Genomic DNA, 14,250 nt, shown 5'->3' on the forward strand with positions numbered 1-14,250 from the left:
AATAGTTTTTTTTCTACTGAAAGAATGACACATAAATATGAACCATAAACTAAAAATTGCATTATATGAACCAGATATTCCACAAAATACGGCAGCAATAATTAGAACATGTGCCTGTTTAGGCGCAAAACTTGAAATTATTGAGCCATGTGGTTTCCTTCCAAGTGATAAACGGTTTAAAAGAGTGGTGATGGATTATATGGATTGGGATAAAATTGATTTATATCAAAGTTCTGAACATTTCTTTAATGCAAAAAAGAATCAAAGAATTGTATTGATGACAACAAAGGCATCAATATCTTATACAAAATTTAAATTTGATAAAAATGACACAATATTATTTGGAAGAGAAAGTGCTGGAGTTCCTGAAAAGGTTCATAAATTAATAAATGACCGTTTAAAAATACCCATGAATGAAAATACTAGATCACTTAATATTGCATCTTCAGTTGCAATTGTTTTAGCAGAAAGTTTAAGACAATCAAAATTAATATAATGGATAACGAAATTAAAAAAGACCTCACTAGTAATTGGTTTAAGCTATTACAAAATGCTATTTGTGATGACATCGTTAAATTAGAAAAAAATAAGATTAAATTTGACTCAACAACATGGAAAAGAAACAAAAATAAAGATGAAGGTGGTGGTGAGTATAGAATTATAAAAGGTGGTAAAATTTTTGAAAAAGTAGGTGTAAATTTTTCAAAAGTCTATGGAAAATTTCCAAAAAAATTTCAAAAAAATATTCCTGGAGCAAGTAAAGACCCTAGATTTTGGGCTTCTGGAATTTCAATAGTAATGCATATGCAAAATCCTCATATTCCAGCAATGCATTTTAATACTAGATATATTTGCACAACGCAAAATTGGTTTGGTGGAGGTATGGATGTAACCCCTACAATAAAAGATGATAATGAAAAAAATAAATTTCATCAAACTTTAAAGTCAATGTGTAATCGTCATAATAAAAATTATTATAAAAAGTATAAAAAATGGTGTGATGAATATTTTTACTTACCCCACAGAAATGAAGCTAGAGGAATTGGCGGAATTTTTTTCGATTACAAGAAAGATAATTTTGAAAGAGATTTCAAGTTTGTACGAGATGTAGGAGTTACATTTCAAATGATATTTAATAATATTATTGAAAAAAAGATTGAGAAAAAATGGACTTTAAAAGAAAAAGAGATGCAGTATATTAAAAGAGGTAGATATGCAGAATTTAATTTGTTGTATGATAGGGGTACCAAATTCGGCTTACAAACCGGTGGAAATGTAGAAGGCATATTAATGTCGTTACCGCCAATTGTTAAATGGAAATAAAAAAATGGATAAAGAACCAATAACATTAAATGGTTTAAACAAACTAAAAGAGGAATTAGTTTTTTTAAAAGAAAAAAAGAGACCAGAAATTGTAGCTGCAATTGCAGAAGCAAGATCACATGGGGATCTCAAAGAAAATGCGGAATACCATGCTGCTAAAGAGGAACAATCTCATAGTGAAGGAAGAATAACAGAAATTAACGATATCATTGCAAGAGCTAATGTTATTGATGTAACAAAATTAAATAATGATGGAAAAATAATCTTTGGCTCCACTGTATTTTTGGAGAACCTAGATAATGGTGAAAAAATTAGCTATAAAATTGTTGGAAAAGACGAAGCAGATCTAAAACAAAAACTAATTTTTTTTCAATCACCGATTGGTAAGGGTTTAATTGGAAAGAATAAAGATGATCTAGTTGAGATAACAACTCCTGCTGGAGTTAAAAATTTTGAAATTAAAGACGTTAAATATATTTAGCTTTTAATAATTTTTTGAATTTGTTTTTCTGAAATTTGGAAACCATTTTTAACCCACGTTTCCTCTATTAATTTTAATTTAATTCCTAATAATTTTCCTTCTGGAATTTTGTATTTACTCATAAGTACATTTGCCCCTATTGGTAATGTTGGGATAATTTTATCTTTATATAACTCAGCTAACTTAAGTAATTTTTTTTCAACTGTTTTTGATGTAAATAATTTAAAGTTGATAATATCAATTACAGCTTGTCTGCCATTAAAATAAAAAATTTCATTAAAATTCTTTTCAGTAAAATTTTTAATACTTACATTTTCTTTATAAAAAAAATCAATAACCTTTAATCTTTTTTGATCTTTTTTAGAGATATTAAATTTGTAAATAAAATAATCAACGTTATCAGATCCATCTACTATCATGAGCGATAAAAGAAATATAAAATCAATTTTAGGTAAATTTTTAAGAGCATAAGAATTTAATTTTTTTAAATTTTGTAAATTTTTTAATTGAGGAAAAATAATTTCTAAAAGCTTTAGGCCAATCTCATCTTTAAATATTTTAATAAATGCACTTGATTTAGTAAGTTTCTTTAGCTCATCTATTAATCTCTCTGAAGATAGTTTGGAAACCCCTTCGATATTTCTTTTTATTATTTTAATGATCTCAGGATTGTGACTTTGATTTGAATAATTTAGGAAAAATCTAATATATCTCAGAATGCGTAAATAATCTTCTTTAATTCTATCTTCTGCATTACCTATAAAATTAACAATCCCATTTTCTAAATCTTTTTTGCCGTCATATGGATCAAACAAATTTCCTTCTTTATCTGAATATATAGAGTTAATAGAAAAATCTCTTCTTGCAGCATCTTCTTTCCAATCAAGAGAAAATTCAACATTTGCATGTCGCCCATCAGTAGTGACGTCTTTTCTTAATGATGTAATTTCATATTTACATTCATCAATTATCGCTGTGATGGTTCCGTGTTCAAGCCCAGTTTCATAAAAGTTTATATTTTTTTTTTTAGAGCATCACAAACTTCACTTGGTTTTAAATTCGTAGCTAAGTCAATATCATCAACAACTTCTTTTTTAATAATTTTTCTTATACATCCTCCAACATATCTAACTTCACTGTTATCTGAATAAGTATTAAGCGCTTCAAAAATTTTATTAGCTGGCGTTTGTTTTGTTAAATTTGCAACGCTATGGCTTATATAATTAAGATTGCTAGATCTAAAAAAAAATTTATTTAAAAAGTTTTCCATAAATGGCTGGGGCGCTAGGATTCGAACCTAGGATGCCGGTACCAAAAACCAGTGCCTTACCACTTGGCTACGCCCCAATATTATTTTCGTATAACACAAAAAAATAAAATTTATATAGTTTTCGATGTAATGCACCAATAATTTCTATATTTTCTTTTAAATCTAACTTTTGCTAATTCACAATCTTGTTTTTTTTGGTAATACGCAACTAATACTGAACCAGAGCCTGTCATTCTAACAAATAGCGGTTTATTCAAATTTTCTAAAAAAGATTTGATTATCTTAAGTTTTGGATATTTTAAGAATGCTACTTTTTCCAAAGCATTTTCTTGTTTCAATAAAAACTTCGGACTAAACATATTTTGTTTGGGGTCATTAAAAATTGGTTTTGTATATTTTTTTACCCCTGAATAAATTTTTTTTGTAGAACATCCAAAATTAGGTCGAACAAGCAGAGTGTGAAAATTTGGACTTTTTGGAAACTTTTTAATTATATTTTTTGATGACAATACAGTGTTAATTGAATTGATGCCTAAAATCACATCTGAACCAATTGAATTAGTTATCTCTAAAATTTTTTTTTGATTTAATTTTATGAATTTTTTTTTTATTAAAAAACTAAAAATATTTGCTGCATTCATTGATCCACCTCCAAGACCAGCCTCTTGTGGTATATTTTTTTTTATCTTTATTTGAAACTTTTTGTTATTCAATAATTTTTGGTCATCTAAGATAGTAAACAATTTATTTACTGTATTATTTTTATTTATATTTTTAGAAAAAATTCCATAAAAAGAAACTTTATGTTTTTTGCTATTAATCTTTTTAATAGTAATTAAATCGTGCAATTTAATAAATTTAACAATACTTTCAATTTTATGAAGTTTGGTACGTTTTCCAGTTACATGAAGTGCTAAATTAATTTTACCAAATGATTTTACTTTATTGATATTCATCTAAGATTTTTTGAGACCTTCAATAATTTTAATATTTACTTTTTTTTTAATTTGTTCATCAGCGTTGTCTAAACTTAAAACATAGTTCCAAAAATATCTTGCTTGAATTTTTCTATTTAATTTCCACAAAATATCACCGTAGTGATCATTTACAGTCGCATCTTCTGGCATTAACTCTACTGCCTTTTTTAAATATTTTTCTGCTTCAATATAATTTTCTATTAGATAATAAGCCCAACCAATTGAATCTGTAATATATGGGTCATTACTGCTTAAGGTGTAAGCTTTCTCTAGCATTTCCATCGCTTCATCTATTTTGTAATCACGTTCTAGCCAAGAATAAGCCAAATAATTTAAAACATAAGCATCATCTGGATTAATTTTTAGAGAATTTAGCAAATCTTTATCGGCTTTTTCATAATTGCCTAATCGCTCATAACTACCTCCCCTTCTGTATAATAAATCAGATTTCATTTCAAGATTGTCACTCAATGATGAAATAATTTTAGTATAATGCTCTATTGCTTTTTCATAATTTTTTGAATTTTTATAAAAATTTGCAATATCAAAAACAATTTTTATATTTGGTTCATTAATTTTATTAAACTTAGAATTTATGAAATCTATTCCTTCATTATATCCTTTTTTTTTGATAATTATTTGAGCTTCTTTTTTTAATCTAAACCAATAATAGAACTCATATTTCTTATCAAAGTTTTTCAAAACTTTTTTGGCCTTGTCATATTCTTCATTAACAAAAAAATTTTCAGCTACAAGCGACAAATTCAAAATAAATTTTGGATTTAGATAGCTTGAAAGATTTAAATAAAAATTAGACTTTTCGATATCTTCTTCAGATGAATAAAGATTTGAAATTAAAAATAAAAACTCACCAATAATATCATTCTGATTATTGCATGAAAAAATTTTACTAAATTCTTTATATTTTTCATCTTCAACCCAACTTTTACTTTGAGATAATAATAAGGTTGAATTTATATATTCGAGTTGGTTTGAAACTGCATTTGCTTCATCTATCTTATTATTTTCAATTAAAAAATTGATGTAAAAAAATATGTATCTTGAATAATCTCCATCTGGGTTATTGATTAAATTTAAAAATGAAGATCTGGTACTTTCTTTTTGCAAATAGCATCTTTGAAATGCTTGATTAATAATTGATATATTTCCAAAATTTTTTTTATTAGTTAATATTTTTTTATTTTTAAAAGTGTAGAGAAACTGTCTTAAAGTTTCAAAAATGACTAAATTAAATCTATTTTCATTTTGAAATCTTAAGCTTAAATCTAGATATTTTTCAGCTTGATCTAAATTATTTGTCTTTAAACTATCGGCTATTAACAGCATATAAGCATCAAAAAAATCTAAATCATCTTCATTAGTGTCATTTTTTATTACATTAATAGCTTGAGCCACTTTATTATCTAAAACTAAAGAATAAGTGTATCGTTTTAAATATGGATTATGTTTTTTAAGCAAAACCTTAGAAGCATTAAAAAATTTTAGCGCATCAGAATTATTTTTATTTTCAGACGCAATAATTCCTGAAAAATAATTTGATAAGTCTCTTGAATTAAACTCGTTAAAACTAGCACTTTTAGAATACACTGGTGTCTGATACAATAATGCTAGGATAACAAATAGTTTTGTTAGTTTGTTAAACATTTAATCATTGTATGACTAAAAAAGTGATAAATCAAAAAGGCAAATTCGACGAAGAATTAATAAATACAATAGAGCCAAATTTTGTATTTAAAAACGAGCCTATTAATAGATTTAATTCAATAATGAGTAATGAAAATGAAAATCAAACAGATAAAACCGATCAGCTTAATACTTTAAAAAAGCAAATAAACTCAATTGAAAATTGTAATCTAAAAAATAACTCACAAAATATTGTTCTGGGAGATGGCAATATAAATAGTCCTATTATGCTTATAGGTGAGGCTCCAGAAATTGAAGAAGATAAATCTGGCACGCCATTTAAAGGAGAAATTGGGGAACTATTAAACAAAATGCTTTTGGCGATACAAATTAAAAGAAAGAATATTTATTGCAGTTATGCAATAAATTTTAGACCACCAGAAGATCGAAAACCTACATCAATAGAAATCAAAAGATACTCTGTTTTTCTAAAAGAGCATATTTCAATTATTAATCCAAAGATTGTTATTGTAATGGGTAGTTCTGCGATGGAGGCAGTGACAGGAATTAATACTAAAATATCTTCTGAAAGAGGAGAATGGAAAGAAGTGATATTAAAAAATGAAACTTATCCAATAATGATTACATTTAACCCTTCATATTTAATTAGATTTCCAGAAAATAAAAAATATTCTTGGGAAGATTTAAAAAGAATTAAACAAAAAATTCAAGATTTAAAAATAAAGATTTAATGAAAGTAACTGCGGGGGTCGACGAAGTTGGAAGAGGAAGTTTAATAGGTCCTGTGTACGCTGCTGCAGTAATTCTAAATAGATCGATCAATATAAAGTTATTAAAAGACTCTAAGTTGGTTGCTAAAGATAAAAGAGAATTGTTATCTAATTATATCAAAAAAAATTCAATTTGGGCTGTTGGTAAAGCTTCCGTTAAAGAGATAGACAAAATAAATATATTACAGGCAAGTTTGTTAGCAATGAAAAGAGCTATAAAAAAACTCAAAAAAAAGCCATCTCATATTTTAATTGATGGCAATAAAGTTCCTGATTTAAAAAATTATAATTTGAAAGCAGTAATTAAAGGTGATCAAAAAATTCCTTCAATCTCTGCTGCTTCTATAATTGCTAAAGTTTCAAGGGATAAGTTTATAACTACGCTTGCTAGAGATAATAAAGGATATGGTTGGAATCAAAATTTTGGCTATGGAACTAAACATCATTTAAAGGCAATTAAAAAGCTTGGCATTAATAAGCATCATAGAAAAACTTTTTCCCCAATATCTAAGTTTAAGGCACACAATATATAGCTGTCATCAATTCACTTAACACAAATCGAATCCAAATAATTCAATCCTAGGTTGACCGAAGAATCCATTTGGAGTTTAATTAATTTCTACAAATGAAAAGTGAATTTAAAAATAAAATTATTAACGGAAACAGTCTCGAAGAATTAAAAAAAATTCCACGTGAAACTTTTGATTTAATTTTTGCAGACCCTCCATACAACTTACAATTAAAAAGTGAATTAACTAGACCAGATAGATCTAAGGTTAGTGCCGTTAACGATAAATGGGATCAGTTTGAAAATTTTAAAAAGTATGACGACTTTACTTATCAATGGTTGTCAGAATGTAAAAGAATTTTAAAAAAAGATGGAGCTATTTGGGTTATTGGAAGTTATCACAATATATTTAGGGTAGGAACAGCAATACAAAATTTAGGTTTTTGGATTTTAAATGATGTTATTTGGAACAAGAATAATCCTATGCCAAATTTTAGAGGAACACGTTTTACTAATGCACATGAAACTTTAATTTGGGCTTCAAAAAGTGAAAAGTCAAAATACACTTTCAATTATCAATCATTAAAATGTTTAAACGATGATCTTCAAATGAGATCTAATTGGAATTTGCCAATTTGCAGTGGGGCTGAGAGATTAAAGAAAAATGGAAAAAAAGTACACTCAACACAAAAACCAGAATCTCTTCTACATAGAGTGTTATTGGCATCATCTAATAAAAATGACATGATCTTAGATCCGTTTCTAGGATCTGGAACCACAGCAACTGTTGCAAAAAAATTGGGTAGAAATTATTTTGGTATAGAAAAAGAAAAGGTTTATTTCAAAGCAGCAGAACAAAGATTAAAAAATACAAAACCTATTGAGGATGATTTATTAGACACTCTTAAAAATAATAGATCAAAACCAAGAATACCTTTTGGCTCTTTAGTTGAACTTGGAATAATTAAACCAGGTACTAACATTTTTGATAACAAGCAAAAAATATCTGCAAGAATTATGGCTGACGGCAGCATTAAACATGACCAAACTGAGGGATCTATCCATAAAGTTGCAGCAACCATTTTGGGCGCTGAAAGCTGTAATGGCTGGACTTACTGGCATTGCGATATTAATGGAAGAATACATCCAATTGACTACCTAAGACAAAGATTAATTTCAAAAAATTAATTATTATAAATTTTACCTAAATAATTTTCTAAAAATTTCTTATTTTTTGTTAATAATTTTAAGCTGATGTTTCGAAAAAAAACTATCACTGGGTTAGATGCATGAAAAGCAAATTGATTTAATTTTGATCTGTTGTTAATCATTTTTACTTTTGCAACTCTGTTTTCATAAAAATTATTTTTATTATTTATAATATTTTCAAATAATTCTGATGCACCCTCGATTGATTGTGATGCTCCTTGGGCAAATGAAGGTGGAAAGGCAAAAAATGCGTCTCCTAATAAAAAGATATTTTTACCAGGTTTGAGGTAACCTTTGCTAACAAAAACTGGGAAGCATTTAATATTATTAATATTTTCTAGAACAGTTGTTGAAAATTCATTTTGTAGTTTGTCTTTAATGCCCTGAATGAAAGTTTCTTCTTTAAAAAGGGTATAATTGTCGAGCTCCTTTGCTTTTAATTGATATTTTAAAACTCCAATAAAGTTATAATTTTCATTTTCTTTATTTACTGGATAAATCACATAATGAAAATTGTGCCCCATGAATAAAGAAATATTTTTTTCATTTAAATTATGAAGTTTGTTTTTTAAAATATTACCCCTAATTGCAACGGAATTATTATAAGAAGACTTTATTTCATTATTAGAAATTAATGATTTTCCTTTTGAAAAAACGCCATCAGAAATAATTAAATGATCACAAATTGCTTTGTTATTTTCATTAAAAGTTAAATGTATTTGATCGTCTTTTTTTTCAATTTTTTCAATACTGTGGTCATACTTAATTACATTATCGTTTAATCTATCTTTTAAAAATTGAACTAATTTAGATCTTTTTAGCGTTGTATACTTACAGTCCTCAGAATTAAAATCTGAAATATTTAGATCACATATTTTTTTTTCTTGTTTGATTGTATAAAAATCAATTTTTTCGGGATTAAATATGTCTTTACTTTCTAAAGTATTAAATCCAATTCTATTAAGAAGTTTGATGCTGTTAATTGATAGCTGTATTCCATATCCTTCATCTAAATTGATTGATAAATTTTTTTCATAAATATCTACCTGATAATCTTGATTTTCTTTAAATAAGTTTGCAATAAATAAACCTGAAATGCCCGCTCCTATTATCGCAATTTTTTTCATTTATTATTTTCTAAATATCTAACAATTTTTTTTGTAAAAGAGGGTAAAGTATAGTTTTTTAATTTTTTAGGATCAATCCAATAAGACAAAGGTATAGATTTAATCACATTATCATATTCAATTTTAATGTTCATATTCATATTAGACATTTTAAAATTTATATTTTGAGTAAAATTTTTAGGCTTAATTAATTCATGCATTGGAAAAATATTAAAATTCTTTAAAAAATTAAACTTAATATTTTTAACTAATAAATATTTATTATTCTTTTTATAAACTTTAAGTAAAAAGTATTTATTTTTATTCTTTTTTTTAATTTTGGTTAATACAAAATCCTTTTTTATAAAAGATTTACAATTTCTTGATATTGGACATTTATTACAAAGTGGATTACTTGGTTTACAAATTAATGCTCCTAATTCCATCAGAGCTTGGGCATAATCACTAGACCTTATGGACGTTCCAAAAATTTTTTTTTTTTCAATTAAATTTTCTTTTTGAATTTGTTTTTCTTTTTTTAAATTAAGATATCTTTTTAAAACTCTTTCAACATTTCCATCTAAGGGGATTAAAGGTTTATTGAAAACAATAGCTGAAATTGCACTTGCAGTATAATCTCCAATACCAGGTAAAGATTTTAATTCTAAAAATTTACTAGGTAATTTTTTATTAAAATCATTAATAATAACTTTCGCAGCTTTTTTTAAATTTCTAACTCTAGAATAGTAACCAAGACCTTCCCAAAGCTTAATAAGTTTTTGATTATTATAATTAGCCAAAGTTTCTAAATCAGGAATATTTTTGATAAACTGATTAAAATAAGGAATCACTGTTTTAACTTGAGTTTGTTGAAGCATAAATTCACTAACTAAAGTGTAATATTGCTTTTTTTTTAAGGAAGTCTTTTTTCTCCAGGGTAATAATCTTTTGTGAATATCATACCAATTAAGAATTTTATTTGTTATTATTAAATCTTTCATATGCGGACTAAAAATAATATTAATCAGAGAAGTAATACCGTTCAAGGTTTAAGATCTTTTAAAGACACTTTGCCTAAAAATGTAAAAAAAATTATTAATAAGAAAGGTCATATTTATTCTGAAACACTCTCCAATTGGAAGTATATAGTTGGAATAGAATTATTTAAATTTTGTTATCCAAAAACTTTTAAGAACTCTAATAAGTTTGGTGTTAGCACCTTAGCGATTATGGTAAAAAGAGGTCATGAGGTTGACATGGAATACTCAAAAAAAGAAATTTTAGATAAAATGAATAGTTTTTTTGGTTATACAGTTGTTGAAAAATTGAAGTTTATTAGCTTTGATGATCAGCAAAAAATTATTTCACATGATATTGATAATCGAGAAAATGTCGCAAATAAAAAATATCAAAATAAAATAAATGATGTTAAAAATGAAAAAATTAAAAAGTCATTAATTGAACTAACCAAGGTATTTAAAGAAAAATGAAAAAATTTTTATTATTTATAACAATATTTTTATGTACCATTTCTAAAATAAACGCTGAGAGTATCAAAAGAATTGCTGTTGGCAATGTTGATGCAAAAATAACTATTATTGCGTTTGAGTCATTAACTTGTAGCCACTGTGCAAATTTTCATAAAGATGTTTATCCTCAGCTTAAAAAAGAATATCTTGATACTGGTTTAGCTAAAATTGAATTTAGACATTTTCCACTAGATATTGCAGCTTTCAATGCATCTAAGGTTTCGCAGTGTAAGAATGATGGTGACTTCATCTATGCTTAATAGTTTGTTCGCAAATCAACAAAAATGGGTCAAAGGCAGTTCGGTAGAAGAAGCCAATGAAAATCTTGAAAAATTTTTAGAAAGTGAAGGTTTCAGTGTAGATTTTAAAAAATGTATTAAAAATAAAGAAATTGAAGAATTTGTATTAAACGATCGAATCGATGGTGTTAAAAAATTTAAAGTAAATTCTACTCCTACGATAATAATTAACGATAAAAAGTTCGAAAAATCTCTTAATTACAAAAATTTAAAAAAAGCTCTAGAAAAACTGATATAAGTTAAACCATGGAGTTTAAAAAAATCCAGTTAAATGGATTTAAATCTTTTGCTGATAAAACAAATTTCTTAATTGAAGAAGGGCTTACTGGAATTGTTGGTCCTAATGGATGTGGAAAATCAAATATTGTTGAATCTTTAAGATGGGTTATGGGAGAAACATCTGCCAAGAGTATGCGTGGATCAGGAATGGAGGATGTAATTTTTTCTGGAACCTCTAATAAAGCCTCGAAAAATATTGCTGAAGTTTCAATTGATGTTGAAAATAAGAATAATGAAGGACCGGTTCAATACCGTGAGCTTGAAGAAATCAGCGTAAGAAGAAAAATTGAAAAAGATAAAGGTTCAAAGTTTTATATTAATGACAAAGAAGTTAGGGCAAGAGATGCTCAAATGTTTTTTGCTGACCTGTCAACTGGTGCTCATTCACCTTCAATGATTAGTCAAGGCCGTATAGGAGCTTTAGTAACAGCAAAGCCAACAGATAGAAGAGCTATATTAGAAGAAGCTGCAGGAATATCAGGATTACATGTAAGAAGACACGAAGCTGAACTAAGGTTGGGTGCTGCAGAAAATAATCTTAAAAGAGCAGATGAACTTAGAAGACAACAAGAAAAACAATTGGCTAATCTTCAAAAACAAGCTGAAGAAGCAACAAAATATAAATTAATCACTGATCAAATTAAAAAAATAGAAGCTGGACTTTATTACTTAAAATTAATTGAGATAGATAAGGAAATCCAAATTGAAAATGAAATTAATAGTGAAGCTGGAGGTGAAGTTGAAGGTTTTAATACTAAAATATCTGAACTGGAAAGTTTAATCAAAACAGCAATGGATAAAGTTTCACCATTAAGAGAAAAAAATATTGAAAATTTATCTAGAATTCAAAGATTAAACCTAGAACTCCAAAGTTTAGATGAAGAAAACACAAGAACACAAGATGAAATTGAAGCTATTAAAAAATCTCTTCAAACTCTAGATGAAGATATCACTAGAGAAAGAGGTATTATAATAGATGCCAATTCTAATGAAAAAAGACTTAAAGAAGAAAAGGCTGATCTAATAGAAGTTAACTCAAAATATTTTGAAACAGAAAAACTATCCAATGAAGAATTGGAAAACGCAAAGACAAAACTTGAAGAAGAACAAAAGGCAGTTGATGACGTGGTTAATACTATTGCGGAAGGTACAATAAATATAAGTGTTGGACCCATCAAAAATGTTAAAAATTCTATTGATAGAGTGAAAGAACTAATTGATAGGAATGAAATAAATCAGGCGGTTACTTTGTTAGATAGATGCAACATGGAGCTTGATAGTTTCTTAAATGACTTAAAAAATGAAAAATCAAGGGATGAATTATTAAGTGTTAATGAAAAATCAAAAAACATTAAACAGCTTCAAGAAAAATATGCAGACGCATATAGTAAAAATCAATCAATCAAAAATGAGTCTATTAAACGTAATGAAAGAATTAAAACTATTGAAACTGAAATTGAAAGTTGGATAAATTTATTATCAAATTCAGAAAAAATGGTTTCAGAATTAACTGAGAGAAAAAATAAATTAACAACACAATTAAAAGAATTAGACAATCAGCCTAGTGTTCAAGCTGAAAGAAAAGGTCAAATTTCTGAAAACTTAAGAATTTCTGACAAAGAAAAAATTGATAATGATGAAATCATAAAAGAAACGGATCAAAAAATTGAAACTTTAAGAGTACAATTAAATGAGATACAAGAACAATCAATTCAAATTAGAGAACGAAAAGCAAGTTCTGGTGCAACTATTGAAGGATTACAAAAAAGAAAAAGTGATTTACTAGATAGAATTAGTTCTGAACTTAGTTTAACTGAAGAAAATATTTTAGAAAATTCTAACTTAAATGGTGTTGAAGAACTACCAAATGCTGTTGATCAAGAGGACTCTTTAGATAAAAAAAAACAAGAAAGAGAAAGATTAGGATCAGTAAACTTAAAAGCAGATGAAGAAACAAGTAAATATGAAGATGAAATAAAAAAAATGGAGCAAGATCGTTCAGATCTAGTTACAGCAATAGTTAAATTAAAAGACAGCATTAATGAGCTTAACCAAAAAGGAAGAGAGCGTCTAACCGAAGCGTTTGAAAAAGTTAATAGGAAATTTAATGAAGTTTACACAAAACTTTTTAATGGTGGAAATGCTAAACTTGAGCTAGTTGACTCAGATGACCCTTTAGAAGCGGGGTTGGAGATGTTAGTAAGTCCCCCTGGAAAAAGACTTCAGTCAATAACTTTATTATCTGGTGGAGAACAAGCATTGACTGCTTTGTCATTAATTTTTGCAGTTTTTTTAACCAACCCTTCACCAATTTGTGTATTAGATGAAGTAGATGCGCCACTTGATGATGCTAATGTAACAAGGTTTTGTAGCCTTCTTGAAGAATTAATTAAAATAACAAACACAAAATTCATAATTGTAACTCACCATGCTTTAACAATGTCCAAAATGAACCGACTTTACGGGGTAACTATGCCAGAAAAAGGAATTAGTCAGCTGGTTGCTGTAGATCTCCAAAAAGCAGAAAGCATGGTTGCTTAACTAAATAAATGCCTAAAGATCAGTTTAAAACTCGCTTGGAGATTGCAAAAAAGAAGATTTCAAAGAAAAATTTATATAATAAGAATAATAACCCCTCTCCTATTGGAACAGCCTTTAAATTAAGCACTGAATTGGTGTCCGCAGTGGTAGTAGGGACAATTATTGGGTTTATTTTTGACAAGACCTTTGGTACTAAACCCTGGTTTATATTAATATTTTTTTTTGTAGGTGTGGTTGCTGGAATAACTAACGTAATTAGATCTGCAAAAAATATGCAAAAATAGATAGAATTT

At 27.0% G+C, this 14,250-nt stretch carries 17 protein-coding genes, 1 tRNA gene and 1 pseudogene; 11 read left to right on the forward strand and 8 right to left on the reverse strand.

The genetic code is table 11. The features are described from left to right. Positions 1 to 37 precede the first annotated feature (37 nt). The 3 genes from ACIJYB_RS06010 to greA are packed head-to-tail and all read left to right on the forward strand — an operon-like array spanning position 38 to position 1,804. A complete protein-coding gene (locus tag ACIJYB_RS06010) occupies positions 38 to 496 on the forward strand; it encodes a tRNA (cytidine(34)-2'-O)-methyltransferase (protein ID WP_435150571.1) in 459 nt (152 codons plus the stop codon). Next, on the forward strand, positions 496 to 1,323 hold the full coding sequence (gene hemF / locus ACIJYB_RS06015) for an oxygen-dependent coproporphyrinogen oxidase (protein ID WP_435150572.1): 828 nt from the start codon (positions 496 to 498) through the stop codon (positions 1,321 to 1,323). Before ACIJYB_RS06010 ends, hemF begins: the two co-directional genes overlap by 1 nt. A gap of 4 nt (positions 1,324 to 1,327) precedes the next feature. Next, positions 1,328 to 1,804: a transcription elongation factor GreA gene (greA, locus tag ACIJYB_RS06020; RefSeq protein WP_435150574.1), complete on the forward strand. Its 477-nt coding sequence runs from the start codon at positions 1,328 to 1,330 to the stop codon at positions 1,802 to 1,804. Here greA and ACIJYB_RS06025 read toward each other — a convergent pair. The 6 genes and pseudogenes from ACIJYB_RS06025 to ACIJYB_RS06050 all read right to left on the reverse strand — a co-directional run bounded on the left by ACIJYB_RS06025 (position 1,801) and on the right by ACIJYB_RS06050 (position 5,716). Then, positions 1,801 to 2,619: a hypothetical protein gene (locus ACIJYB_RS06025; RefSeq protein WP_435150576.1), complete on the reverse strand. Its 819-nt coding sequence runs from the start codon at positions 2,617 to 2,619 to the stop codon at positions 1,801 to 1,803. The genes greA and ACIJYB_RS06025 overlap by 4 nt on opposite strands. Positions 2,620 to 2,631: 12 nt before the next feature. Beyond that, a pseudogene (locus tag ACIJYB_RS06030) lies at positions 2,632 to 2,820 on the reverse strand (CCA tRNA nucleotidyltransferase); the annotation flags it as partial. Further along, positions 2,817 to 3,074, reverse strand: a complete 258-nt coding sequence (locus ACIJYB_RS06035) for a hypothetical protein (RefSeq protein ID WP_435150578.1) — start codon at positions 3,072 to 3,074, stop codon at positions 2,817 to 2,819. The pseudogene ACIJYB_RS06030 and the gene ACIJYB_RS06035, both read right to left, overlap by 4 nt. A 3-nt stretch (positions 3,075 to 3,077) precedes the next feature. Beyond that, positions 3,078 to 3,151, reverse strand: a tRNA-Gln gene (locus ACIJYB_RS06040). 33 nt (positions 3,152 to 3,184) lie between these two features. Next, on the reverse strand, positions 3,185 to 4,030 hold the full coding sequence (locus tag ACIJYB_RS06045; RefSeq protein ID WP_435150579.1) for a 4-(cytidine 5'-diphospho)-2-C-methyl-D-erythritol kinase: 846 nt from the start codon (positions 4,028 to 4,030) through the stop codon (positions 3,185 to 3,187). Further along, complete coding sequence (locus ACIJYB_RS06050) at positions 4,031 to 5,716, reverse strand: tetratricopeptide repeat protein (protein ID WP_435150581.1); 1,686 nt, start codon at positions 5,714 to 5,716, stop codon at positions 4,031 to 4,033. Between the two features lie 11 nt (positions 5,717 to 5,727). Between ACIJYB_RS06050 and ACIJYB_RS06055 the strand changes: the two genes are divergently transcribed. The 3 genes from ACIJYB_RS06055 (at position 5,728) to ACIJYB_RS06065 (ending at position 8,182) form a co-directional block, all read left to right on the forward strand. Continuing rightward, on the forward strand, positions 5,728 to 6,447 hold the full coding sequence (locus tag ACIJYB_RS06055; protein WP_435150582.1) for a uracil-DNA glycosylase: 720 nt from the start codon (positions 5,728 to 5,730) through the stop codon (positions 6,445 to 6,447). Further along, a complete protein-coding gene (locus ACIJYB_RS06060) occupies positions 6,447 to 7,019 on the forward strand; it encodes a ribonuclease HII (RefSeq protein WP_435150584.1) in 573 nt (190 codons plus the stop codon). The genes ACIJYB_RS06055 and ACIJYB_RS06060 overlap by 1 nt, the downstream gene beginning before the upstream one ends. A 92-nt stretch (positions 7,020 to 7,111) precedes the next feature. Next, the gene (locus ACIJYB_RS06065) at positions 7,112 to 8,182 is read left to right on the forward strand and encodes a site-specific DNA-methyltransferase (RefSeq protein WP_435150586.1); all 1,071 of its coding nucleotides are present in this window, start codon (positions 7,112 to 7,114) and stop codon (positions 8,180 to 8,182) included. On the opposite strand, the gene ACIJYB_RS06070 is transcribed toward ACIJYB_RS06065, so the two are convergent. Both ACIJYB_RS06070 and ACIJYB_RS06075 read right to left on the reverse strand, forming a co-directional pair. Next, entirely contained in the window at positions 8,179 to 9,330 is a 1,152-nt protein-coding gene (locus ACIJYB_RS06070; RefSeq protein ID WP_435150587.1) for a salicylate 1-monooxygenase, read from the reverse strand. The two genes, ACIJYB_RS06065 and ACIJYB_RS06070, sit on opposite strands and share 4 nt — an antisense overlap. Further along, entirely contained in the window at positions 9,327 to 10,310 is a 984-nt protein-coding gene (locus ACIJYB_RS06075; RefSeq protein WP_435150589.1) for an A/G-specific adenine glycosylase, read from the reverse strand. Before ACIJYB_RS06075 ends, ACIJYB_RS06070 begins: the two co-directional genes overlap by 4 nt. On the opposite strand from ACIJYB_RS06075, the gene ACIJYB_RS06080 reads away from it, so the two are divergent. The 5 genes from ACIJYB_RS06080 to ACIJYB_RS06100 are packed head-to-tail and all read left to right on the forward strand — an operon-like array spanning position 10,311 to position 14,241. Then, entirely contained in the window at positions 10,311 to 10,799 is a 489-nt protein-coding gene (locus ACIJYB_RS06080) for a DUF721 domain-containing protein (protein WP_435150591.1), read from the forward strand. Next, entirely contained in the window at positions 10,796 to 11,098 is a 303-nt protein-coding gene (locus ACIJYB_RS06085; protein ID WP_435150592.1) for a thioredoxin domain-containing protein, read from the forward strand. Before ACIJYB_RS06080 ends, ACIJYB_RS06085 begins: the two co-directional genes overlap by 4 nt. Further along, a complete protein-coding gene (locus ACIJYB_RS06090) occupies positions 11,091 to 11,375 on the forward strand; it encodes a DsbA family protein (RefSeq protein WP_435150594.1) in 285 nt (94 codons plus the stop codon). The genes ACIJYB_RS06085 and ACIJYB_RS06090 overlap by 8 nt, the downstream gene beginning before the upstream one ends. A gap of 8 nt (positions 11,376 to 11,383) precedes the next feature. Continuing rightward, on the forward strand, positions 11,384 to 13,957 hold the full coding sequence (locus ACIJYB_RS06095; RefSeq protein ID WP_435150595.1) for a chromosome segregation SMC family protein: 2,574 nt from the start codon (positions 11,384 to 11,386) through the stop codon (positions 13,955 to 13,957). Between the two features lie 8 nt (positions 13,958 to 13,965). Then, positions 13,966 to 14,241 carry an AtpZ/AtpI family protein gene (locus tag ACIJYB_RS06100; RefSeq protein ID WP_435150596.1) on the forward strand — a complete coding sequence of 92 codons (276 nt, stop codon included), beginning with the start codon at positions 13,966 to 13,968 and terminating at the stop codon, positions 14,239 to 14,241. The last annotated feature ends 9 nt before the right edge of the window (positions 14,242 to 14,250 follow it).

It is taken from the genome of Candidatus Pelagibacter bacterium nBUS_44, from assembly GCF_051200895.1.
In the GTDB taxonomy this organism is placed as follows: domain Bacteria; phylum Pseudomonadota; class Alphaproteobacteria; order Pelagibacterales; family Pelagibacteraceae; genus Pelagibacter.